Origin of the sequence: Acetobacter syzygii, assembly GCF_000964225.1 — a bacterium.
GTDB lineage: Bacteria > Pseudomonadota > Alphaproteobacteria > Acetobacterales > Acetobacteraceae > Acetobacter > Acetobacter syzygii.
This window is the reverse complement of record NZ_BAMZ01000012.1, coordinates 1-23,694: the sequence shown is the minus strand read 5'-3', so window position 1 is coordinate 23,694 and position 23,694 is coordinate 1. Positions and strand designations below refer to the sequence as shown.

Sequence of the window (23,694 nt, the reverse complement as noted above, 5' to 3'; positions counted from 1 at the left end):
CCAGCTTGAGATTAGATATTAAACTGGGCAGACACCACTTGCACATTGCAGGTGAGCCCAGTCCACAACCTCAGGCACATTATCGTCTTTAATATTGGCTGTAATGGCGGCAAATCTACCAGCAGAGATTTCCTCTTCTGGTAGATATTCATATCCAAGCTCAGCATCTGAGCGACTGGGTAAAACAGCACAACACCGCACATTGGGTTGATGGCAGGCTACAATAGCCCGAAAATTTTCTAATTCATAACGATCAGTGTATATCTTAAGGGTGTAAGAAACCTGGTTCCCCTGCTCGGTTCCAATCCAGTATTTTTCCAGCAAACCAAGCCAGCAATACTGCTCTTCTGGCGTTGCTTCAGGCGCGGTTACAATACGGTCTCCCGTACCAAGACGTTGAATAAGTGGTACCGTTGGAAAACCAACAATGCTCATTCCAGGAAAACTCCGTAAGGATTTTACAGGATATCCCTTACGTTCATAACTGGGTAGCAAAGGGTCTGTGCCAACTTCCCACCCACCACTTTCGGACCTTGCGCCTTTAAACTGAACCCAACGCAGATATTGGCGTCTGGCAGGCAAATGTGCTCCTTCGGTCAATCCGAACAGTTTGGAAGTGGTACCCGCAGGTTTTATTGTGGTGACTGTAATAGGTTGTGTCGCCCCTATTTCTTGTGCGTAGGCATTCGCTTCGGTCTTAGCAATACGAGATAACTCGCTGACAGCTTGCCAAAAATGAACAGAGCGTTGTTCGTCCAGTAAGTCCGTAAAAGTTAACCCAAAACGTAACCAAGCCCATTCATGCAGACCCGTGGGGCCAATACCAATACGATTAGTCCGCGCAACTTCCTGTGCGTACAAAGCATCCATTCCATTGGCACGCAACAAAAAGCGCACACCAAGCCGTACGGAATCCCGGATACGGGCGTCCCACACCGCGGCATGATCATGCGTTAACTGACCGGGAATAACTTCATTTAATGGGAGAGGGCATGCCAATAACGGCGCAAAATCTCCAATAACGCAGTATCCTCCCGTAACATGGAGCGTAATTTCTCCACAAGGATTGGTTGTAACCGGAAAACGCGCCTTGGCAGCGCAAGCAGCTAGTTCCGCCAGTAATTTTGATGCCAGACTTGCCTGATAACGCTTGGAGCGAAAATCCCGTCCATCCTGATACACAGGCTTGCGCCGAGCACTGCCTATGCGGCTATCCTCTAACTTGTCACCATTAATAAAGCCGGGCTCGCCATTAATCCATGCGCAGCGTGTTGCTTCTGCAAAAACTGTTCTTGCATGGTCTGCCAAAGGTGTTTCTATGCTTGGATTGTTAACAAACTGCCAGAACTGCTGATCAACCATGACAGAATGGTTGGCGGTCCACAGTCCCCCTTCTTCTTTGCTCCGAATAAACAACAAAACGTCTACATCCTGCCAGGATTTAGTAGCCATACGTGCTGCACGCCTTGCGCCCCCTACCTGCACTTCTACAGACAGATAGTGGTCAACCCGTAACGCCTGCTCCCAACGAGGCATCTGCTTACGCTTTGCTGGTTCAATCACATGTGTGCGGATATTCAATAACCCCCGCAAAAGAGAAATAGGTCCCGAAGCCGGGCGTCCCTGCATTCCAGCAATAGGGCTACCTGCGCAACGTATGCGACTAAAGTCCAAAACAAGAGCGCGCTCAGAACTTCCTTCAAAAGCCATGGATTCTATTGTTTCAACCGCCTTGGCCCACCCTTCCCTACTATCTTCAATCTCGTGAACAATAATTTCTGGCCGATTTGGTTTTTCAGGTAAGACAACATTGTTTAAAAACTGCTCGACCTGCGTAGCCATTGTCACATCAAACGTGGCCAGCGTTGTATTCCAGGGCACAATCTGCATTTCCAATCCAAAGCGCAGCAGACTGGACCGATCATGCGGGTAATCGGGATGTGTATTATCCAGAACAAAATGCAAATTGGGTGCTTGTGCCCAGTCTATAATGCATAATTCATCATCATAAGCTCGTCCTACGCCAGATCCATTAAGAAGAAGGTAAAATTTGGCAAAGGAGCAGATAGCCGTCGCACAGTTGGTAAACACTTCCATGTTTCGCTCAGGCTGCGATGGATCTCCATGCTGCAGGTGACGCCCAGATGTTAACAAAGCACCGGTTGCAATAGCATTGCGCAGTTGTGTCGTTTCCCGGTCATCTACATTGGGGAGCAATGCCGTGTTTCCTGCGGCAACACGGTTCGCAACTTTCCCAAAATCTTCATGATCTGAAGGACGAAAAACTGTTCGCCGTCCAACAGCCTCCCCCATGCCACGGTCAAGCGAACGCGCCTTAAGTGGCTGTGTGCCGAAGGCTCCTTCAAACGGGTACCGGGCAACAGTCTGGCGCTTAGCCAGTATGCTAACTGGTGGAAATTGCCTACCCATGCTCTGGCTCCATCATGTTGTTACCCCATCAGCAGATAGAAGGAATATCGGTCATATTGTGTATCAATTAAAACAATTGCACCATATATAGTGTTTTGCACGCAAAAAATGGTATGCGCATTTTATGTGCAATGCTTAAGGTAGGACTTTCCTGCCTATGCTCCTTCAAATATTTTTTTGAGAGCGATTCGCATCTGTGTACGCTGATTAATGTGTTCCTGAAAAGCGCCAGAGAAAGAGGGGGAGTTATAACGACCTTACTCATTATGCTGGCATGAGGCCTCTCCAACATCACACCTTGTCATGACCGAACATGGGCTTATGGTAGAGCATTATTGTCCAGTGCGTCATTGCCGGGAGCTTAAGTCCGTTGTCTACACCACAACTTGTTGATCCAAAACTGACACAGGCCGCTGTATTCCTTGTGTTGAGTCTGAGTGATGACCCCTCTTTTACTCCGCAAGTTCTGGACCTGTTTGGCGATATATCTTCCCTTGTTCGAGGTGTTGGTTTTCGGGTATCAGATGGTCAGCTTAGTTGCATAACAGGTATTGGCTCCAAGGCATGGGACCAGATTTTTGGTATGCCTCGGCCCAAAGATCTTCATCCATTCCCTGAGATTAATGGTGTTCACCACGCTCCATCTACTGCGGGTGATTTGCTATTCCATATCCGGGCAACGCAAATGGACCTTTGCTTTGAACTCGCAACAGCGCTTGTAGGGCGGCTTGAAGGAGCCGCGCATGTTGTGGACGAAGTACATGGATTTAAATATTTCGATGCCCGCGACCTGCTTGGCTTTGTAGATGGCACCGAAAACCCATCTGGTCAGGTAGCCATGAATGCGACGGTGATCGGCGACGAAGATCCTTCCTTTGCAGGCGGGAGTTATGTGATTGTTCAAAAGTATTTACATGACTTAAAAAAATGGGATGCCATTCCGACCGAAGTGCAGGAACATATTATTGGTCGCAAAAAGGTCTCGGATATAGAATTACCTGAAGCGGCAAAGCCGAGCTACGCACATAATGTACTCACCAATATTGAAGAAAACGGCGAACAGCTTCAGATTGTGCGTGAAAACATGCCTTTTGGCACTATAGGTAAGGGAGAGTTTGGCACTTACTTTATTGGTTATGCCCGCTCTCCGTCTCGTATAGAGCAAATGCTCCAGAATATGTTTATTGGTAAGCCGCCGGGTAATTACGATAGGATCTTGGACGTAAGTACTGCTGTTACTGGCTCGCTCTATTTTATCCCAACGGCTGAATTCCTTGATAGTGCGCCAGATATGGCCACATTAAACGACTCTCCCCCACCTTCCCCTTTGCAATCAAACGAACCAGAAGATGGTTCTCTCGGCATTGGATCACTCAAATATAAGGACGTTTGATATGAACAATCTGCATAAACACCTCGCCCCTATTTCTGCTGAAGCATGGGTTCAAATTGAGGAAGAAGCTTCCCGCACCATTCGCCGCCATCTTGCTGGTCGTCGCGTGGTTGATACACCAGAACCCAAAGGCACCAGCTTTGCTGGCGTTGGCACAGGACGTGGTAAAAAAATTGCTGCATCAGATAACGGCGTGCTGGCTATGCAGCGTGAAGTCCTGCCATTGGTAGAATTGCGGGTTCCCTTTACGTTATCACGCGAAGAAATTGACGCAGTAGAGCGTGGCGCCCTTGATTCCGACTGGCAGACAGTCAAAGATGCAGCAAAGAAAATTGCGTTTGCCGAAGATCACGCCATATTCGATGGTTTTGAATCTGCGGGTATTTGCGGTATGCGCAAAGGCACATCCAACCCGCATCTTAAATTGCCAGCACAAGCTAAAGATTACCCACACGCCATTGCTGAAGCTCTTAACGCATTGCGTCTGGCAGGTGTTAACGGTCCTTACTCCGTAGTGCTGGGTGCGCAGGCCCATCTGGCTGTCAGCAGCGGAGACGATGATGGATACCCAGTGTGCAAGCATATTGAAAGTATGATTGACGGTAAGATTATCTGGGCTCCAGCACTCGAAGGTGCTTTTGTTGTTTCTATGCGCGGTGGAGATTTTGTTCTCGATATCGGTCAGGATATATCCATTGGCTATCTAAATCACACGGCAGAAACTGTTGAACTTTATCTACAGGAAAGCTTTGTGTTCCGGGTTCTAACGAGCGAAGCCACGGTAACTCTTGAGAATATTGCCACCAAATCGTAAGTATCTGGCAGTTTAATCTGATTTATTGTTGAAGAGGCATATAGCTCTGCCAGCTCCCCCCAAAACGGCTTCTGCCACTTGGGGGCAGAATTTTGATCCTCTTCAGCGGCTTCCAATCTCCCGCAGCTTTATTGTGTGCCGTCTGCAGTAGTTTACGAACGACTGATGGTGCGCAATAAGGCTGTTCGTCTTTTCTCCGATATGTTTTCCCGAGGTTCCATGATCCGTCTCGACAATATCAGCAAATATAATGGTCACCGTGTGATCTTTATCGAGGCATCTGCGGCCTTACAAAAGGGTGAAAAAATTGGATTAGTCGGACCGAATGGTGCAGGTAAAACCACGTTGTTCCGTTTGATCACTGGGCAGGAAGAACCAGATGAAGGTCTTGTTTTAACTGACCGAGGGATAACGATCGGCTTTTTTAATCAGGATGTCGGGGAAATGGCAGGTCGCAGCGCTGTCGCGGAGGTCATGGACGGCGCTGGTCCAGTGGCTGAAGTTGGCGCAGAACTGGCCAAGCTTGAATCCGCAATGGCTGATCCAGAGCGATTGAATGAACTGGATGCCATACTAGAGCAGTTTGGCGAAGTGCAGGCCCGTTTTGAAGAATTGGGCGGATATGCACTGGATGGACGCGCACGTGAGGTACTGCACGGTTTGGGGTTTAGTCAGGAAATGATGGACGGCGATGTAGGGCGGCTGTCCGGTGGCTGGAAAATGCGTGTTGCGCTAGCCCGTATTCTGTTGATGAAACCTGATGTGATGTTGCTTGATGAACCAAGCAACCACCTGGATCTGGAAAGTTTGATCTGGCTTGAACAGTTCCTGGCAGGTTATGATGGCGCATTGCTCATGACCTCCCATGACCGCGCTTTTATGAACCGGATTATTAATAAAGTTATTGAAATTGACGGCGGCAGTCTGACCAGTTTTACTGGTGATTATGAATTCTATGAACAGCAACGTGCTCTGAATGAAAAACATCAGCAGGCTCAATTTGACCGACAACAAGCTATGCTGGCCAAGGAAGTCGCATTTATTGAACGATTTAAAGCGCGTGCTTCCCATGCTGCGCAGGTGCAAAGTCGCGTTAAAAAACTGGATAAGATAGATCGGGTTGAACCTCCCAAACGCCGACAGGCTCTTTCTTTCACATTCCCGCAGGCTCCCCGATCGGGAGATGCTGTGGTTAATCTGCGAGGCGTAGATAAAAATTACGGGAACCGAATCATTTATCAAGGGCTCGATCTTCTGATCAGGCGCCAGGAACGATGCTGTGTTCTTGGTGTTAATGGCGCAGGTAAATCAACACTCCTCAAATTGGTTACAGGCTCCATCCAACCGGATGCAGGAACCGTAACCTTGGGAGGCAGTGTTAAAATGGGCTACTTTGCCCAGCATGCCATGGATTTGTTGGATGGTGATCGCACTGTATTTGAAACATTGACCGATACTTTCCCACTTGCGGGTCAAGGAGCTTTACGCTCACTTGCTGGCGGATTTGGCTTTTCTGGAGATGATGTTGATAAAAACTGCCAGGTTTTATCCGGAGGAGAAAAAGCACGTCTTGTTATGGCATTAATGTTGTTTGATCCCCCTAATTTTTTGGTGTTGGACGAACCAACCAACCATTTGGATATTGCCACTAAGGAAATGCTGATCTCCGCATTAGCAGACTACGATGGTACAATGCTGTTTGTTTCTCACGATCGACACTTTCTGGCTGCATTATCCAACCGTGTTCTGGAACTCACACCACAAGGTCTGCATCGTTATGATGGTGGTTATACTGAGTATGTCGCTCGGACCGGACGAGAAGCGCCAGGGTTGCACGAATAAATACGTCTTCTTCCTCAATCAAATAGAAAGCATAATGCACAGCCACGGATTGCAGATCGGTGGCTGTATTTTTAAAAACTCGCCTATGAATTTTACAACTATGATCTAGAGATTCTCCACAAATACAACGAGATGTTTATGATACTATTCTGTTTATTCTAGCCAACTACATACCAGCATCTAGTTGGCTAGCGTTTCAGAATTCTAAAATATTTTATTTTTACCGCATCACTCAATTGTAAACTCATTAAATGATGCAGTAAGATTTAATCTGTAAAAATTAGATTATATTACCTTGCTTCTGAAGAAAAAATATTTACCTTCAACGCTTCAGATATAAACTGCACAGCTTGCTGCCCTCTCACACTGTTACCAGCGTTATCAAGCCGAGAAGAATAAACTCCTATAGAAAATTTCCCAGGAACAACGGCAAGTATTCCCCCACCTACCCCACTTTTTCCGGGCAACCCAACTTTAAAAAGCCATTCTCCAGATGTGTTATATAATCCCGCAGTCGCCATAACAGCCAGCACACGTGCGCTTGTTGCCGGGTCGACCACAACTGTGTGTGTGCGCGGGTTTGTGCCTCCATTTGCCAATGTTCCACCCATGGTGGCAAGGTCAACAGCATCAACATCATAAGAACACTCGCGTGTGTAAAGATCGACTGTTTCTGTTGGATTTGCGTAAAGGTGTCCATAACTTTGCAATAGCATTGCTATTGCTTGATTGTGTTGATTACTGTCCATTTCTGATCGATAAACATCATTATTGATGTGTAAAGTGTGGCCTGCAAAAGAAGATGCTGTATCAATTATGCTCTGCCATTTGGCATCTAATGTTTGACCAGCAACCAAACTAGCCGTTGCAATTGCTCCTGCGTTTACCAACGGATTGCCGGGAGGTAGGCTACCGCTTATTTTGTCTTGATTAAGCTCGATTGCCAAAACAGAATTAAAAGGCAAGCCTGTTGCGTTAACACCAATTTTATGCAGAACAGACTCTGCTCCACTCTTATATAACACTTGAGACAAGGTAAAAACTTTGGAAATAGATTCTATAGGAAATTTATATTCTGCATCTCCAGCCTTAAATACTCGACCATCTACAGTAACAATAGAAATTCCATAAAGCTTTCCATCTGCTTTTTTTAAGTATGGTATGTAACTTGCATTTTCTCCATCCATAACGGGTTTAAATTTTTCATACGCCTGATTAATAGTTTCCTGAATAGTGGATGACGATAGTTGAGATGAACTTTCTCGAGCGAAAACATTTTTCCCAATATAGATAAACAAGACATTTAAAAGTACTATAAATATACATATTTTGGAAAATATCTTCTTTTTCATAGCCTTCTCCTTTGTAAAATACTCGAATTATTATGATATAATAGACAATAAAAATTTATAAAAGATATTCTTTTTTTGTTCTGCATAATAAATACTCAATAAATGTAAAAAATATGTGATTCGAAAAAGTGATGAAACTCAGATGAACACTCTATGTATCTAATGCGTTTAAATCTCAGCAACAAAAACATTATGTGGAGGAACTTATTATGACTGTTGATGATTCAAAAACTAAGATACACACCACAGAATCTGGTATTCCTGTTTCTAATGACGAACATTCACTTACAGTCGGTGCTAATGGACCAATTTTGCTACAGGACCATTATCTTATTGAACAAATGGCCGCATTTAACCGTGAAATGATTCCAGATCGTCAACCTCATGCAAAAGGTAGCGGTGCTTTTGGCGTGTTTGAGGTAACTCACGACGTTAGCCGTTATACGTGCGCCAATTTTCTTCAACCTGGCACAAAAACTGACGTTATTGCTCGGTTCTCGACCGTGGCTGGTGAAGCTGGAAGCCCGGATACATGGCGAGACCCGCGTGGATTTGCATTAAAATTTTATACAGATCAAGGTAATTTTGATATGGTCGGTAATAATACACCGATCTTCTTTGTGCGCGATCCATTAAAATTTCAGCATTTCATCCATTCTCAGAAACGTCGTGTCGATAACGGGTTGCGTGACAACGATATGCAGTGGGATTTCTGGACTCTTAGCCCTGAAACAGCACATCAGGTCACCTGGTTAATGGGGGATCGCGGTATTCCAGCAAGTTGGCGCCATATGGATGGTTTTTCCAGCCATACTTACATGTGGGTTAATACCAAAGGGGAAAAATTCTGGGTTAAATATCATTTTAAAACCGATCAAGGCATTCAATGCTTAACTCAGGAGCAAGCGGGGCAAATTGCTGGCGCTGATGCCGACTACCATCGGCGCGATTTATATCTGGCGATCAAGCAAGGTGATTACCCCAGTTGGACACTCAAAATGCAGATCATGCCTTATGAGGATGCCAAGACATATCGCATCAATCCGTTCGACCTCACTAAGGTATGGCCTCATAAAGAATACCCACTCATCGACGTGGGCAAACTTACCCTTAATCGCAATCCAACAGACTTTCATTCCCAAATCGAGCAACTTGCATTCGAACCGAATAACTTTGTTCCCGGAACTGGACTGTCGCCCGATAAGATGCTTTTAGGGCGGTCATTTGCTTACGCGGATGCCCATCGGGCTCGTCTTGGCGTCAATTATAAACAAATTCCGGTTAATGCACCTCGCTGTCCTGTCCATGGTTATATTAAAGGCGGTACAATGCGCATTCAGGATGCACATGACCCAGTTTACGTACCAAACTCCAAGGGAGGCCCTGTAGCTGATTTCAAACATTTCCCAGAAAATGCTGTATGGGAAGCGGATGGAGAGTTTGTGCGTGCAGCTTATACACTACGTTCTGATGACGACGATTTTAGTCAGGCAAACACGTTAATCAATCGTGTTATGGATGATACAGCACGCGACCGATTAGTTAGTAATATAGTCGGTCATATTCTGCAGGGCGTTGAAGAACCAGTTCTTTCTCGAGTATTTGAATATTGGACAAACATTGATGAGACCATAGGTCAACGTGTTCGGGAGAATGTTTTAGCTAAACGTTCTTAATTTCCATCTGTCATATACTCTATGAGACAGGCATGGTATTATTACACCATGCCTGATTTTTATATAATATTAGGGAGTGTTTTCTCTATATGAGATGCAAATTTTTCAACAAGCGGATCTTTATTCCCTTCAGAGAAGGCTAGAGTTATTCCTAACGTGGGGAGATCTGGCAACCCCGCCTCTTTTGGTAATTCCTGAATATCTTCCGGAACTGCACATTTCGTAAGAACAGCAATAGCATGGCCAGATCGGACGACAGCAATCAAACCAGCAAGTGATCCACTCGCGTAAACAAGACGATAAGGACGCTTCAAACACTCTAGGCTTTTAATAGCGGCTTTATGGTCAAATGTATCTTTTTCACTCAACGCCAAAGGAAGAGGGGAAGTATCCCATATGGGAGAGCGTGGCTGGCCGACCCACACCAAGTGTTCTGTTCTCAGCACATCCTGCCGGGCCTTGTCTTCCACAGAAACCAAAGCAAGATCAATTTCGTTTCGCCGCAATTTCTGATGAAGTTGCTGTGTAGTCCCACAAAAAATTTCTATAAATACCGAAGGATGCAGTTGCGTAAACTCCCCCACTAATTGAGGTAAAAAACAGACGGCATAATCATCCGGACAACCAAATTTTAAACTGCCACTCAACCCTCGCCCGGAAAGATCCATGAAAGCCTGATCATGAATTCTTAAAATATCACGCGCATAACCAATCAACTTTTCGCCTTGAGAAGTCAAAGTGACACCTCGACCTCCACGATGCAGTAGAGTGTGACCGGTTAACTCTTCAAGCCGCTTTATCTGCATACTGAGAGCAGACTGCGTTTTTGCAAGTCTGCTAGCTGCCCGACTGAATGAGCCTATATCAGCAATAACGGTAAAAGATCTTAAAATATCAATGTCTAGGGTGCCGACCAAGGTATCATCTCCATTGATATCTCTAATTAAATATATTCGCTACACTGAATATGGTCAATGCGATACCGTTCTGATTGTTTGACAATGCGCAGTACGGGGTTGCAATCGTATGACCAAAAATCATGAACCACATTTCTGGAACAATGCACGCCAGCATCTTATTCGCTATGGCGGAAAATTTGAAAATCTTATTATCGAACGTGCAAAAGGAAGTTTTATTTATGATGCCGATGGACGCCCCATACTCGATTTTACGTCGGGACAAATGAGTGCTGTTCTAGGGCATTGCCACCCCGATATTTCTCACGTTATTGCAGAATATAGCCGTAATCTTGACCATCTTTTCAGTGGCATGTTGTCTCGTCCAGTGGTCGATCTGGCGGCAGCCTTGACTGCAACACTACCTAAAGGACTTGATAAAGCTATATTTTTAAGTACTGGAGCTGAATCGAACGAAGCCGCGATCCGCATGGCCAAATTGGTCACGGGCAAATATGAAGTCGTAAGTTTTGCTCAATCCTGGCATGGCATGACAGGGGCTGCCGCTTCTGCCACTTACAGTGCCGGTCGCAAAGGCGTGGGTCCTTCCGCAGTTGGGTCATTCGCCATACCGACCCCCTTCCCCTATCGCCCTCGTTTTGAAAAAAATGGCGTTTATGATTGGGCGGCAGAACTAGATTATGCTTTTGATTTGGTAGACCGGCAATCAACAGGCAATCTGGCCGCCTTTATTGCCGAACCTATCTTAAGTTCAGGTGGTATTATTGACCTCCCTATAGGGTATTTGGCAGCACTCAAGCAGAAGTGCCATGAGCGAGAAATGCTTCTGATCCTTGATGAAGCGCAGACTGGCGTAGGTCGAACCGGCTTAATGTACGCGTTTGAGCGGGATGGCGTAGTTCCAGATATTCTTACACTATCCAAAACGCTGGGCGCTGGACTGCCATTAGCGGCAACAATTACCAGTGCAGAAATTGAAGAGAAAGCGCATGAACGCGGGTATTTATTTTATACTACGCATGTATCAGATCCACTTCCTGCTGCTGTTGGGCTTAAAGTTCTTGAAATTGTTAAACGAGACAGGCTTGTTGAGCGGGCTCGGATTATGGGGGAACGCCTGGAGGCTGGACTTCAATCTTTGCAACAACGTTACGAATGTATTGGAGACATCCGTGGGCGTGGTCTGCTGCTCGGTATAGAAATTGTTAAGGATCGTGCCTCAAAAGAAGCAGATAATGATCGGGGAGAAGCCATAACGCGTGAGTGCATGAACCTTGGTTTAAGCATGAATGTAGTACAACTCCCCGGAATGGGGGGAGTTTTCCGCATTGCTCCCCCTCTTACAGTCAGTGAAGAGGAAATAGACCTTGGTATTAATCTCTTAGGAAAAGCCATAGAAAAAACTTACAAGAGATAATCAATAATAAATAGAGATCCTGAAAGTCTGAAATATCCGTAAAATCATTCTTCGGGATCTCACTGTTTCTCTTGTAATATTCCTTATATATTCAATTATATTTCTCCAACCTCCATGAATTAACAGATGGACAAATCTCGCCGTTTTATTTTTCCAGACACTGTCATTGGTAAATAATTTACAAAATGAACCTCTCTTAATCCAGTCCATTTACCCAGATCGTGGCTGACTTGAGCAATAATTTCCTGAGAAGAGGGTATATTTTCTATATCATTTACAGGAACCACATATGCAACAGGCCGATGTCCTCTTAAAGCATCTGGTACTGAAATTACTGCACAGACAGCCACAGTCGGGTGTGCAGCAATAATTTTTTCAATCTGCACAGCAGAAATCCGTCGCCCGGAAACTTTAATAACATCATCGGAGCGACCTAACATATGCAAAGCATACCTTTGATCAATCATGCCTTCATCAAACGTCCGATAGTGTTGACCTCTCCCATCAAGATAAGACGTTGGGATGTGACTAGTTTCATTCTTCCACACACCAGCCAGGCATCCCGGCGGTAACGGTAATGATAGCCGAATCTCGCCGCATTCTTCATCCGGTATGGATGGAACAATAAACATATCAAATCCCGGTGCTGGGCGTCCTATGTCGTTCATCAGGGCAGCAGGTTCGGCTTCAGGCAACCCAAAAAAATGAGCAGTAATGCTCCATCCTGTTTCCGTCTGCCACCAATGATTTACCACAGGTCGCTGAAAATAGGACCGCGCCCAATCCAGTAAGGTCGGTTCTGCATATTCTCCAGCAACAAAAACTTTAGCCGGGGAAGCCAAATGTAAGTGTGACAGGTTGCGACTTTCCTGCCGTATGAGTCGTAACTGAGTGGGCGTTGTAAAAAGGCATTGCACCTTGTGCTTATCGCACAATCCGTGAATGGTTGAAGGGGATGCGCCGCCTTCAATAAGGATACTTGTGCAACCGCTGATCAGAGGGGCGTAAACACCATAGGAATGCCCGACAACCCAGCCTAAATCGGACGTTGTAAAAAAAATATCGCCTGGCTGGCAGCCGTAAATTAATTCCATGGACAAAGCCATTGCTACAGCATGGCCACCATTATCGCGCACAATCCCTTTGGGGTTACCAGTCGTTCCCGATGTATGCAAAATATAAAGAGGATCTTCCGCACGGAGCACAAGTGGCGTGGCTGGAGAGGATTGCTCCAGCATGTGAAAATCGTAGGTCACGGAAGGGGAAAATGGTGTAGAGTCTTTGCTACGATGTACAATGATACAAGCATCAGGTTTATGTGCCGCTTGCGCCAATGCAGCATTTAAAACAGGCAATGAGGAAATCTGCTTTAGATTCTGAAAATAATAACTTGCGAATATGATAACCTTAGGTGTGACATCATCAATTCTATGCGCAAGTTCAGGTCCAGCGTAGCCAGCAAAAACGACCACATGTATTGCCCCAATCCGTGCACAAGCCAACATGGCAATAACCGTTTCCACCATGGTCGGCATGGCAATTAGAACACGATCTCCTTTTTCCACTCCTAGCGATTGCAAACCTCCGGCAAATCCGGCCACCCTGCCCTGCAATTCCCGGTAAGTAACAATTTGACATGCGTTAGCCGCAGAGGAATGCCAGATGAGAGCTGGTTGTTCACCACGTTCGTTTTCAACGTGTCGGTCCACGGCATTGTAACAGGTATTAAGCGTCGCACCGGAAAACCAGTCATACCAACCATCTTCCCGCTTTCTGCTCGCAATTTCTGGTTCGCGCTTCCATGTTATGCGTTGCGCTGCGTCCAGCCAGAATTGCTCCGGCTGGTGTCGAGCTGCATTGTACATATCCTCGTAAGTTGTCCATGGAAGCACCGGTCTTTCTCCGCTCAGGCTACAGGAACATTTCTGCCAGTGATCTGGCTGGTAAGCCATGCGGCATCACGGGACACACCAGAAAACCGTCCCGATCCCCATGTATGCAACCATGGCAAGCCCAGAAAGTAGAAGCCCGGAGCATCTGTTACTCCCCGATGCCAGACAGGCTTATTGGCTCCGTTAAAAACCGGCACATCAATCCACCGGTAATCGGGACGAAAACCGATACACCAGATAATTGACGTGATTCCAGCAGCTTTTAGATCCAGCGGAGTATTGTTCCCGTTTGGTTCCCACATGGGAACATACGGCATTTCAGTTGGAGCTATAATGCCTTCGCGTGTAATGTAGGCATCAATAGATTTTTTGATGTCTGCATTGGTTTTATCTGCATCATCAAGGTTTTCCTTCAAATCTGGCCTAAAATGCGCCACTTCATCACGGATTGTCTCCAGTGTGCCATGCAGACCAACACCTTCCTTGGCGAACAACCTCAAATCGAGGTCATGACCGCCGTTACGACCTGTAACGTAATGGTTGGTCTTGTCACGCGCACCATCCCGTAATGGATGTTTGTCCACGGTCAGATCATAAAAATTCATATCTGCAAGCCAGTCCACCACATCGCGACCACGATAAAAGCGTGAGACACGAGGTGCAGATCCAACGCAAAGGTGAACTTTACGCTTTTCAAGGAATATATCTTCCACAATCTGCGCACCAGATTGCCCGCTCCCCACAACCAGTACCGCACCTTGAGGTAACTGTGAGACATTGCGGTAATCCTGTGAATGGATCTGGAAAATGGAGGGATCAATTGCACTGGCATAACCGGGGATTACTGCATCTTGATATGCACCTGATGCAATAACTACATGTTTTGCATGCCAAAGTGCTCCGTTAGCTACCACGCGGTAACCACCATCTTCATGGCGGGTAATTGAGGTAACCACTGTATTTTCGTGCAAAGGCGGATTAAATGAGGTAACAAATTCCTGCACGTAATCGATAATTTCCTGCTTCACCATAAAGCCGTTCGGATCATTCCCTTTGTAAGGATGGCCTGGCAGTTTGCATTGCCAGTTGGGTGTTACCAGACAAAAATTATCCCACCTTTCATCTTCCCATGAATGACAGGCTGTTTTTGCCTCAAAAACAATATGTTCCACCTGCTCACGGCAAAGATACCAGCTCATGGATAAGCCAGCCTGCCCCCCTCCCACGATTATAACAGGGATGCTTTTTTCGCTTTGTGACATGGTTGTTCTTTTCGTTTCAAAATTTAAAGGACAGAATACTTACTTTCGCGTCAGAAAGAGCATGAAACTGAGCACCAGTCTGCCGAATGGCCTGCAACTGCCCCAGAGCACGACTGCATGGAAAGCCATATTGTGCACGAACACGTTCACTGGCTTCTGTTAGTGCAACCGCAGATTTTTGAAGGAAATCACTGACTGAATAAGTCTGACCTGGTGTAAAGTGCTCCCGTATAACCAGAGATGGAGAGTAACAGTCACTCTCTTTTCCATCCGGCCAACGCACGCGAAATGTCATTTCAGGCATTGCTGCAAAACTCCTGAATCAGGTGCACCAGCAGCCGGTGGCAATGATGCCAGGCGCTGGTAAGCATGGAGGTGACGACTGGCAACGCGGTGCCAATCGAAACGGCAAGCCGTTGCGGGGCCACTAACCCGAAAATGCTCTAAACAACCGGCAATCAGGGCCTCACGCAACGCATAAACAAGGGTTTCCGAAGATTCCGGCTGGCACCAGAACACCTCATTGGAGCGGAAATGCTCTGTAAACGGAGCTATATCCGGCACGACCACTGGGGTTCCACAAGCCAATGCCTCTAATGGACATAAGCCAAAACCTTCTGTTTGTGATGGATACGCAAGCACGGAGGCCTGACGGTAGAATGCAGGCATATCATCATCCGCAACTGTACCTGTTATAGTTACGGCTTTAGCCAAATTACTGCTTTGAATCTGCGCTTCGCACAACCTACGATATTCCGAGTGATCCAGCAGGGATGCACCTCCAGCTATAACAAGATGTACATCTGGATAATTCTTATGCAGAACCTCAAAAGCTTTTAATAACAAAAGAGTATTTTTACGACGTTCTACACCACCAACCGACAGGATAAAGCGCACTTTAGCTGGTAGATTATAACGTGCACGAAGCGTATGGTCAGAGAATTCAGGTTTTGGAGAAAATCTTGCCAGATCAACTCCATTACCGACAACGGATGTTTTAAGTCCATATTTGGAAAATAAAGCGTCCTGCCAAAGTCCACTTACAGTAAAAACCTCTGCCGCTGCCATAAACCCTCGTGTTTGACGGGCAGCAACATCTGGATGAGAGAAACAATCCAGATGGTGAACCGTTCTGGCAAACCCTCGTAGCCGACCTTCCTGCACCAAATTGGCTAATGCATTCGCACTCATCGGATCCTGAGCATGCAACACATCAAATGGCGCATTATGCCGCAGTGCATTTGTGATCTCGACAATACGTCGTTCCACTAATTGGGGTAAGTCTGCCTCCGGCTTTGCCGGAATGTAGCGGGTTGCACAACGCGGCAAGCGGTAAAAACCATTCCCCGTTATATCGGGAGCGATCAAAGTAGCATTATGTCCAGCATCACATAGAGCCTCGGCCAATGCCATACCATGCACAACGCCTCCACGTGGATTTGTCGAATGGACTAAAATGCCAATGGAGAATCTCAAGACCCCACCCCCATGAACGGCACGTTTGCGAGATTCCAGAAAACCTCCTGTTCACCTTCCCATGTTACAGTCAGGCGCTGTGTACTATTGCATTGACCAATGATAGCTGCAGCTATGCCACGCTCATGAAACCGCGCCATAATTGCCCCAGCATTTTCAGACTGAGTCGTTAGCAAAAAACCATAACTGGGAAATGCGGCCAGCCAACGTTCCATTGGCGCATTGGCCGGGCGAGGAATGTTTTCCAGTGCAATGGTCATGCCTATGCCAGAACATTCAGACAGCATAAGAGCCGTACCCAATAATCCTGCCATGCTAATGTCCTTGGCAGAATGGCTTAATCCATCATCTGCTATACTTGGCAGCACTTCGAGGTCTGCCCTCAAACGATTTCTGCCATCAGATCCACGATGGCTTGAACTGGCATCCCAGAATGGATGCGGATCATGCCAATGCCCCCGCAGATCAATGGCAGCAATCAGCATTTCGTCCGATTTGGCATCAAAGCTGGTCAGTAAGCGTTTGGCACGCCCCAAGATGGCAACTGACAGTGAATTATGGCTACTGCGTATATTGGTGTGCCCGCCCACGACTGGCACATTATAGGTTTGTGCGCCATCGTTAAGGCCTGTGAGAATAGTTGCCGCCGCCTCTGATGTATCGCTCCACAACGCATCTACCACAGCCACCGGCCGGCCACCCATGGCTGCAATATCGCTAACATTGACCATTACGCCGCAATATCCTGCAAACCAGGGCATAGCGCGAACAAAACTATCCTGGAATCCTTCACTGGCCAGCAGAAGATAACCATCCCCATCCGGGATGGCCGCGCAATCATCACCTAGACGAATGGATTTTTGACCAGCCTGACCAAGAATGGTCGCAGCATAGGCAATATCCTGCTTTCCTACAAAAGCACGACTATTCCGGAGTGCTCGCAACAATGAGGTCAGTTTGCGCGTCATTATGCCACCTGCCGGGGGCAAGGCTGCGGTCGGAGCAACCAAGTCTGGTCACGACCATGTGCCGGATAGCGGGAAAGATCAGCCTCCATATTGTGGTGCAGCAAGCCGTGCAAGGTCGTTACCCCAAGGCTCTTCCAATGCAAGCGTCGAAAGAACAATACATTCTGTTCCTGCACTTGCGCAAAGAACTGTCTGGCTCCCAGTCCGTGAGCTGTGCTTACAGCCATACGAATAAGCTCGGCTCCAATTCGACCTAGTTTGCGGTGTTCGGCATGAACCGCCAGACGAGAACCATGCCAGATACCGGGTACGCTTTCATGAATACGCACTGCACCTACAATTTGATCCGGCATTCCCGCCATGTAGCAAGTTGCAATGATAGGAATGGCGGTCAGATCGACCTCATCATAATCATCATCCATAAAAATCTGCTGTTCGTTGCAGAAAACTTGCTGACGCAACCTATGGTAAGCATGGCGTTCCCATGGTGTACGGGCAATGCCCACTACAAATTCCATGGGAGCAAAAAGCCGGTTTTGTATGCTATCAAACATTGTAAGCATCACTCATAGACCGAGAGCGAGGAGCAGGCTCCACATCGGCCACATCCTGCCCGTATATCGGTAGACTTCATATTTGCTTCACGCAGCATCCGCCCCAGAGGAGCCAGAACCGATTTCATAAAATCGGATGAAGGAGGGGCATGATTTTCCAAAGGTGTTCCTGAAATAGGCACAAAAGGCACTACAAAAGGATAAACGCCCAGCACTATCAGGCGTTCTGCCAAGGCAAGAATGTCCTGCGCACTATCCCCCAGACCGGCAAGAATATACGTATTGACCTGCCCGCGCCCAAATATCGGCACGGCACTGGCAAAAGCAGCCATGTAACGCTCAACACTGACTGTAGCTTTGCCGGGCATAATCCTTTCACGCACGGCTTGTGTTGCTGCTTCGAGATGCATTCCCAGACTGTCCGCTCCCGCATCACGCAGGCGCTCAAACCACTCATGATCACGTGGTGGTTCGCACTGTACCTGAAGCGGTAATTTGACTGCGGCACGGATCGCTTGGGCCGAGGCCGTCAGCACAGCTGCCCCTCTATCAACCACATTAGGCGTGCCGGTTGTTAACACCATATCTCGCACGCCATCCAGCTCGACTGCAGCTTTGGCAACTTCAGCAAGCTGTGCAGGTGTTTTGTAGGCAATCGTACGGTCGGCTTCCAACGATTGACCGATTGCGCAAAACTGGCAGGATGTCCTTCTGTCAGCATAACGGATGCAGGTCTGGTGCACTGTGGTCGCCAACGTATCACGTCCATGCAGCAACGCAATTTTCCAATAGGGAACGCCGTCTGCCGTGCTGAGACCATAAAAACGCGGGGCAGCAGGAAACTGGATTAATCCCAGATTTTGGCCATCACGCAGCAAGATACTGGCACCACTCGTATCTGGCGGGCTCGCCTGAAAAGGAGAGCTACGCGCACCAGAAGTATAAACAGGCACCATAATGGTGTGGCCAGCAATGGTAATTGTCTTATGGTCAGAAGGGCCAGCCCCCCCCTTGCGGGAAATACCAGATGCACCCTCATCAATTTGCAAACCAAAAGACTGCAGGTCAGTAATAAGTTTGCGGCCCGAAAGTGTGCCAAGTGTTGGAATAGTCATGGCTCCCCCCGGCTCACAACCGGACGAATGCGCGATTCCAGTTCTGGTTCATCCGTGTAATGCACAGGTATGGCGGGCTGCCGGTTATGGAGCAGGCTCAATAATTCAGGTCGTGCATAATGCCCGACTGAGTCCATCATCCGTTTGCGCTTGGTAATAAGAGTAAAATCAAGGTCTGCAATGACCATGCCTTCACCTTCCGTCAGCGGTGTAGCCAACAATTTACCTTCGGGCGAGACAATGGCTGTAAAGCACCCCCCACGTAATGGTCCTTCCAGCGCAGGGTCATATGCAATTTTTTTAATCTGCTCTTCTGTCAACCATCCTGTGGCATTCACAACAAAACAGCCAGATTCCAAGGCATGATGACGAATGGTGACTTCCATCTGATCGGCAAAGATCTGGCCTACAAGAGAGCCAGGGAACTGCGCACAGTGGATTTCCTCATGCTGTGTCATCAATGCGTAACGCGCCAGAGGGTTGTAGTGCTCCCAGCAGGCCAACGCCCCAATGCGGCCAGCAGCGCTTTCAACAACTGTCAGGCCAGAACCATCACCCTGCCCCCAAACCATGCGTTCGTGGTATGTTGGAGTAATTTTGCGACGCTTGAGAAGTATCTCTCCCGTAGAATCAAAGATAATTTGCGTGTTGTACAACGTGCCATAGTCGCGCTCGTTAACACCAAGCACAACAACCATATCTGTCTCTCGTGCAGCTTCCGCAACCATATCTGTGACCGGGCCCGGTATAGTAACTGCCCGCTCGTAAAGTTTGAGATGTTCTGCACCAAAACGAAATGCAGGCTGGATAAAGGAAAAATAGGGGTAATATGGTACAAAAGTTTCAGGAAAAACCGCCAGCTTCACACTTTTTTCAGCGGCTTCATAAATAGCCTTACAGACTTTTCGTGCAGTACCCAGACCATCATCATCCAAAACAGGACTGATTTGAATAGCCGCAGCGCGAACAATGCGAGACATACCGGCGGTCCTCCCCTTTAAATTTTAGAGAGTCCAAGTATTGAGAATGAATGCGTTATCTCGCCGTGCAAGCAGGATAATATCCAGCACGTCCTGCGGATTGATTGGTGTAATACCGGGGATCAGATTATGTTCGCCATAACCGTAAAGCGCTTGCAGTGCAAAACGACAGGCGTAAACCTTACCTCCTTCTTCAAGAATTTTAGCAATCTGTTTGTTACAGTTCATATGCCCCGGAAATGCTTCATCACCAAGACGCGGAAAACCACGCTGCACTCCCAGAGTTACACCTGGTCCATACAACAGTACGGATGTTTCAAACCCCTTGCGGATTAAACGTGTTGCTTGCAGAAGATTTACAAATCCAACGGAACCTTCGTTAGCAACGGTGTGGAAGGTAATAAGGGCTTTTTCACCAGCTTCAGCTTTGACATCTTCAAAAACCTTATTTTCATAATTAACGAAGCAGTCGCCATCTTTATGCGGAGCATGTGTGACTTCCGGCATAGTATCTCTCCCATGTGCTGTGGCTTCCGGCTGATGCCGAAGTAAATCTGTTACCGAAGCAAAGGTGACATGGGATAAGAGAGAGGCCAAATATTGTATGCTAAACTCAAGTGGTACAAAAAAAACAAAACATTCACAAAACCATTATCTTACACCAACACAACCATACAATATCGATATGAAGGTCAGACAATCACTAGAAAATCCCATAATTGGCTGTTTTGCAAAGACTTTGAGATCGCGCTTTTGTGAACGCTGACTCTTTTTGTTTTGCCCGCAAGAGTTTTCTTCTGGCTAAAAAAGAGAGCAAAGACGATTCCAAACGCTGGAATCTGATCACACAATATCTGCAAAACCGGGTGAACGTTTGTGCTGCAAGATCGACATTACCCCTTGTAGGGATTCCTCCAGACTTGTCGCATCAGGCGCACTGCCAAGCGCAATTCTCGCCCGCTGAGGCGGTTCGCCACTGATGGTAAAAACATTACTTGGAACCAGCGCAAGACCTCGCCTGCGTGCATACGCAACAAAATCTGCACTTCCCCACCACTCTGGCAGCTTTAACCACACATGTGGGCCATCTGCATTCATACAGTGCCCTTCCCCCAAAACCTTACGGGCAATGGCCTGGCGCAGGCGTAACTCCTTCCGAATTGCCTGTAAAATTATGTGGGCTTGCCCGGTCTGCATCCATCGGGCTGTTAGCGCACTCAGCAAACCAGCATTGGTCAGTGCAATCGCTCGTATGGCCGCAGCAACTCTTCGTGTCATGTCTGCATTAGGCAGTGCTACATACGCGGTGCGCAGACCAGGGCTAAGTGTTTTTGCAAGTGTTGCCACATAACTCACACGGCTATGATCTAAAGCAGCCAAGGCTGGCAGAGGGTTGTCCATAAGCAGGCTATAGGGGTCATCTTCGGCAATATGCAGGTGGTACCGGTGTGCGACAGCCAGAATATCCTTGCGTCGTTGTAACGACATGGTCGCTGTTGTTGGGTTATGAATGGTTGGAATACAATAAAGTAATCGCGGGTGGTGCTCCGCACAAATCCGATCGAGTTGATCGGGTATCATACCCTCCCCATCACTCTCTACACCGACAAGGATAAGTCCAAACTGCGCGGCAATGGTACGAATACCTGGGTAGGCGATGCGGTCTGTAACTATAATATCGCCTGGTTGGGTGTGTGTGCTCACAATCGCAGCCAGCGCACTTTGTGTACCAGGAGAGACAAGAACCTCGTCAGTACGCCGCTGACCAATCACAGGGGCAATCCATTTTGCACCCAGTTGACGCTCTTCCAATGTGCCACCAGTCACCCGGTAAGACATAAGGCTGTTCAAATCCTGTTGCTTTAGAATGGTTGTTATATCATTCTGTATAAGTCTCTGTAGCGGAGGATCCTGTGGAATGGGCGGCAGGTTCATGGTCAGGTCAACAACTGCTGGCCCAGTATGCCGCCAATGGCTTTCCCCTGCACCAACGCGCACGAATGTACCACGACCCACAGTAGCATCAATCAGGCCGCGGCGTCTGGCCTCGGTAAAAGCGCGGGTCACGGTCGTAAGGTTTGTGCCAAGATAGTCCGCAATAATCCGCTGTGGTGGAAGTTTATCTCCTTCCTGTAAATCTCCTTTCCGAATGGAAAGGGCCAGTGAATCCGCCAGTGTCAGATAAATAGCATTAGGGCTGCGACTGATCTCGTCTTTCCACTGCGCAAGATAATTACGTTGCGGCACAAGGCGTCTCCATACAAATTTAAATATTCCCGCCATTGCAACCATACAATAATCTTATGGCCACGTGGAGAGTGTCATTCTTTTTCATACAATATGGATGAATAATGCTATCTAATTGAGCTTTGCCACACAAAAACATCCTCATATACCAACAAGAAGGTTGCACTTTATGATAGTCTCGCTGCGGGCTGCGGTAGGAGCATTGTTTGGGATTGTTGTTGTTTATATAACGGGTTCATCGTTATTAGACTTCGATCACATCGCAATTGTGGCTCCCATGGGAGCCTCCGCCGTTCTTGCGTTTGCTGTGCCTGCCAGCCCTTTGGCAACACCAAGAGCTATCATTCTGGGCAATATGCTCTCTGCCATAATTGGTGTGAGTGTCTCTCTGTTCACTGGTATTCCACTTCCATTTGCATGTGGATTATCAGTTTGCCTCGCTATTATGGTTATGTCTCTTACACGTTCACTGCATCCGCCCGGCGGTGCTACAGCCCTTATGGCGACACTTCTACATCCAGCAAGCCATGACTTAATAACAGGTCTTGCTTTTCCATTTTTTCCCGTTGCATTCAATGCGGCTGCGTTAACAGGTGCGGCAGTTCTCTACCACCGCTGTACAGGGCACCGTTATCCACATATTGGCAGCCCAACCACTCTACCAACCACATCAACGGGGCATTTTACACGGGAAGATATTCATATAGCTCACCAAAAAATGCCTGATCCGCTTGATGTGGACGAACGAGACCTAACACTCCTTCTCAATCTAGCGGAAGAAGTTGCAACCATGAGAAAAAAGAGTCATAAATAATACATCTTATGTTCGATAAAACATCATGATGTTCTGAGAAAAACTCCCACAGTCGGGCACATCAATTATCAATCGTATTTTATCCATTAAAGGGTGTATTATGACGATGTCCAAATTACCAGATATAGTGATCAAACGCGTTTACGATCCATATGACGTTACAGATGGTATTCGCATTCTTGTTGATAGACTATGGCCTCGTGGACTCCATAAAAGTGATGTAAAGATGGACTACTGGCTAAAAAACGTGGCTCCCAGTCCGGAATTGAGGCACTGGTTCGCGCATGATCCTGCACATTGGGATGAATTCCAGATCAATTATCGCCATGAATTATTACACGGAAATGCAGATTTATCTCGTCTCATAGAGATCGCAAGTCAACATAAGGTCACATTATTATATGCTGCTCGGAACCCACTGTGCAACCATGCTCTTGTATTACAAAAATTTCTAACAGATACACTTTCTAAAAAATAAATAGCAAAAACCAATCATGTAATGAGACCATTTACATGAGCAAAGCGGGCGCGCCTTGTGGCTACGC

Annotated in this window: 20 protein-coding genes; 7 read left to right on the top strand and 13 right to left on the bottom strand. The window is 47.1% G+C overall.

Annotated elements, in window-relative coordinates; genetic code table 11:
• Nucleotides 1-18: 18 nt before the first annotated feature.
• The gene (locus Absy_RS05550; RefSeq protein ID WP_048853753.1) at nt 19-2,430 is read right to left on the bottom strand and encodes a recombinase; all 2,412 of its coding nucleotides are present in this window, start codon (nt 2,428-2,430) and stop codon (nt 19-21) included.
• Between the two features lie 370 nt (nt 2,431-2,800).
• On the opposite strand from Absy_RS05550, the gene Absy_RS05545 reads away from it, so the two are divergent.
• From Absy_RS05545 to Absy_RS05535, 3 genes are all read left to right on the top strand, one after another.
• A complete protein-coding gene (locus Absy_RS05545) occupies nt 2,801-3,823 on the top strand; it encodes a Dyp-type peroxidase (protein ID WP_048853752.1) in 1,023 nt (340 codons plus the stop codon).
• A gap of 1 nt (nt 3,824) precedes the next feature.
• Nucleotides 3,825-4,637: a family 1 encapsulin nanocompartment shell protein gene (locus tag Absy_RS05540; protein WP_048853751.1), complete on the top strand. Its 813-nt coding sequence runs from the start codon at nt 3,825-3,827 to the stop codon at nt 4,635-4,637.
• Nucleotides 4,638-4,856: 219 nt separating this feature from the next.
• A complete protein-coding gene (locus Absy_RS05535) occupies nt 4,857-6,479 on the top strand; it encodes an ABC-F family ATP-binding cassette domain-containing protein (protein WP_048853790.1) in 1,623 nt (540 codons plus the stop codon).
• Nucleotides 6,480-6,769: 290 nt separating this feature from the next.
• Here Absy_RS05535 and glsA read toward each other — a convergent pair whose 3' ends face one another.
• Nucleotides 6,770-7,831, bottom strand: a complete 1,062-nt coding sequence (gene glsA, locus Absy_RS05530; protein ID WP_052945710.1) for a glutaminase A — start codon at nt 7,829-7,831, stop codon at nt 6,770-6,772.
• Nucleotides 7,832-8,040: 209 nt separating this feature from the next.
• Between glsA and Absy_RS05525 the strand changes: the two genes are divergently transcribed.
• Nucleotides 8,041-9,507, top strand: a complete 1,467-nt coding sequence (locus Absy_RS05525) for a catalase (RefSeq protein ID WP_048853788.1) — start codon at nt 8,041-8,043, stop codon at nt 9,505-9,507.
• A gap of 59 nt (nt 9,508-9,566) precedes the next feature.
• Here the strand turns inward: Absy_RS05525 and Absy_RS05520 are convergent, their stop codons facing one another.
• Entirely contained in the window at nt 9,567-10,424 is an 858-nt protein-coding gene (locus Absy_RS05520) for a LysR family transcriptional regulator (protein WP_095351793.1), read from the bottom strand.
• Nucleotides 10,425-10,533: 109 nt separating this feature from the next.
• Between Absy_RS05520 and Absy_RS05515 the strand changes: the two genes are divergently transcribed.
• Nucleotides 10,534-11,841 carry an aspartate aminotransferase family protein gene (locus Absy_RS05515; protein WP_048853749.1) on the top strand — a complete coding sequence of 436 codons (1,308 nt, stop codon included), beginning with the start codon at nt 10,534-10,536 and terminating at the stop codon, nt 11,839-11,841.
• A gap of 119 nt (nt 11,842-11,960) precedes the next feature.
• On the opposite strand, the gene Absy_RS05510 is transcribed toward Absy_RS05515, so the two are convergent.
• The 10 genes from Absy_RS05510 to Absy_RS05465 all read right to left on the bottom strand — a co-directional run bounded on the left by Absy_RS05510 (nt 11,961) and on the right by Absy_RS05465 (nt 22,371).
• The gene (locus tag Absy_RS05510; RefSeq protein WP_048853748.1) at nt 11,961-13,733 is read right to left on the bottom strand and encodes an AMP-binding protein; all 1,773 of its coding nucleotides are present in this window, start codon (nt 13,731-13,733) and stop codon (nt 11,961-11,963) included.
• 14 nt (nt 13,734-13,747) lie between these two features.
• Nucleotides 13,748-14,995, bottom strand: a complete 1,248-nt coding sequence (locus Absy_RS05505; RefSeq protein ID WP_048853747.1) for an MSMEG_0569 family flavin-dependent oxidoreductase — start codon at nt 14,993-14,995, stop codon at nt 13,748-13,750.
• A gap of 16 nt (nt 14,996-15,011) precedes the next feature.
• Nucleotides 15,012-15,299, bottom strand: coding sequence for an MSMEG_0570 family nitrogen starvation response protein (locus Absy_RS05500; protein ID WP_048853787.1), 288 nt, complete (start codon nt 15,297-15,299; stop codon nt 15,012-15,014).
• Nucleotides 15,287-16,471 (bottom strand): MSMEG_0565 family glycosyltransferase, encoded by a 1,185-nt coding sequence (locus Absy_RS05495; protein ID WP_048853746.1) that lies wholly within the window; start codon nt 16,469-16,471, stop codon nt 15,287-15,289. Before Absy_RS05495 ends, Absy_RS05500 begins: the two co-directional genes overlap by 13 nt.
• On the bottom strand, nt 16,468-17,442 hold the full coding sequence (locus Absy_RS05490) for a sll0787 family AIR synthase-like protein (protein WP_245614750.1): 975 nt from the start codon (nt 17,440-17,442) through the stop codon (nt 16,468-16,470). The genes Absy_RS05495 and Absy_RS05490 overlap by 4 nt, the downstream gene beginning before the upstream one ends.
• Entirely contained in the window at nt 17,439-18,002 is a 564-nt protein-coding gene (locus tag Absy_RS05485) for an MSMEG_0567/Sll0786 family nitrogen starvation N-acetyltransferase (protein ID WP_048853744.1), read from the bottom strand. Before Absy_RS05485 ends, Absy_RS05490 begins: the two co-directional genes overlap by 4 nt.
• Nucleotides 18,002-19,108 (bottom strand): MSMEG_0568 family radical SAM protein, encoded by a 1,107-nt coding sequence (locus Absy_RS05480; RefSeq protein WP_048853743.1) that lies wholly within the window; start codon nt 19,106-19,108, stop codon nt 18,002-18,004. The genes Absy_RS05485 and Absy_RS05480 overlap by 1 nt, the downstream gene beginning before the upstream one ends.
• Nucleotides 19,105-20,088 (bottom strand): Nit6803 family nitrilase, encoded by a 984-nt coding sequence (locus tag Absy_RS05475; protein ID WP_048853742.1) that lies wholly within the window; start codon nt 20,086-20,088, stop codon nt 19,105-19,107. The genes Absy_RS05480 and Absy_RS05475 overlap by 4 nt, the downstream gene beginning before the upstream one ends.
• A gap of 24 nt (nt 20,089-20,112) precedes the next feature.
• Nucleotides 20,113-20,595 carry an MSMEG_0572/Sll0783 family nitrogen starvation response protein gene (locus tag Absy_RS05470; RefSeq protein WP_048853741.1) on the bottom strand — a complete coding sequence of 161 codons (483 nt, stop codon included), beginning with the start codon at nt 20,593-20,595 and terminating at the stop codon, nt 20,113-20,115.
• Between the two features lie 336 nt (nt 20,596-20,931).
• A complete protein-coding gene (locus Absy_RS05465) occupies nt 20,932-22,371 on the bottom strand; it encodes an aminotransferase-like domain-containing protein (protein ID WP_048853786.1) in 1,440 nt (479 codons plus the stop codon).
• Nucleotides 22,372-22,504: 133 nt separating this feature from the next.
• Between Absy_RS05465 and Absy_RS05460 the strand changes: the two genes are divergently transcribed.
• Together Absy_RS05460 and Absy_RS05455 are read left to right on the top strand one after the other, a co-directional pair.
• On the top strand, nt 22,505-23,149 hold the full coding sequence (locus tag Absy_RS05460) for an HPP family protein (protein WP_048853740.1): 645 nt from the start codon (nt 22,505-22,507) through the stop codon (nt 23,147-23,149).
• A 100-nt stretch (nt 23,150-23,249) separates the two neighbouring features.
• Nucleotides 23,250-23,627, top strand: a complete 378-nt coding sequence (locus Absy_RS05455; RefSeq protein WP_245614746.1) for a DUF488 domain-containing protein — start codon at nt 23,250-23,252, stop codon at nt 23,625-23,627.
• Nucleotides 23,628-23,694: the final 67 nt, after the last annotated feature.

Bases quoted from the DNA above. Each gene is read 5' to 3' on its own strand.
- Absy_RS05465 (WP_048853786.1), bottom strand. From the start codon at position 22,371: ATGGCGGGAATATTTAAATTTGTATGGAGACGCCTTGTGCCGCAACGT.
- Absy_RS05525 (WP_048853788.1), top strand. From the start codon at position 8,041: ATGACTGTTGATGATTCAAAAACTAAGATACACACCACAGAATCTGGT.
- Absy_RS05550 (WP_048853753.1), bottom strand. From the start codon at position 2,430: ATGGGTAGGCAATTTCCACCAGTTAGCATACTGGCTAAGCGCCAGACT.
- Absy_RS05500 (WP_048853787.1), bottom strand. From the start codon at position 15,299: ATGCCTGAAATGACATTTCGCGTGCGTTGGCCGGATGGAAAAGAGAGT.
- Absy_RS05470 (WP_048853741.1), bottom strand. From the start codon at position 20,595: ATGCCGGAAGTCACACATGCTCCGCATAAAGATGGCGACTGCTTCGTT.
- Absy_RS05480 (WP_048853743.1), bottom strand. From the start codon at position 19,108: ATGACTATTCCAACACTTGGCACACTTTCGGGCCGCAAACTTATTACT.
- Absy_RS05485 (WP_048853744.1), bottom strand. From the start codon at position 18,002: ATGCTTACAATGTTTGATAGCATACAAAACCGGCTTTTTGCTCCCATG.
- Absy_RS05540 (WP_048853751.1), top strand. From the start codon at position 3,825: ATGAACAATCTGCATAAACACCTCGCCCCTATTTCTGCTGAAGCATGG.
- Absy_RS05505 (WP_048853747.1), bottom strand. From the start codon at position 14,995: ATGTCACAAAGCGAAAAAAGCATCCCTGTTATAATCGTGGGAGGGGGG.
- Absy_RS05455 (WP_245614746.1), top strand. From the start codon at position 23,250: ATGACGATGTCCAAATTACCAGATATAGTGATCAAACGCGTTTACGAT.
- Absy_RS05475 (WP_048853742.1), bottom strand. From the start codon at position 20,088: ATGTCTCGCATTGTTCGCGCTGCGGCTATTCAAATCAGTCCTGTTTTG.
- Absy_RS05460 (WP_048853740.1), top strand. From the start codon at position 22,505: ATGATAGTCTCGCTGCGGGCTGCGGTAGGAGCATTGTTTGGGATTGTT.
- Absy_RS05535 (WP_048853790.1), top strand. From the start codon at position 4,857: ATGATCCGTCTCGACAATATCAGCAAATATAATGGTCACCGTGTGATC.
- glsA (WP_052945710.1), bottom strand. From the start codon at position 7,831: ATGAAAAAGAAGATATTTTCCAAAATATGTATATTTATAGTACTTTTA.
- Absy_RS05515 (WP_048853749.1), top strand. From the start codon at position 10,534: ATGACCAAAAATCATGAACCACATTTCTGGAACAATGCACGCCAGCAT.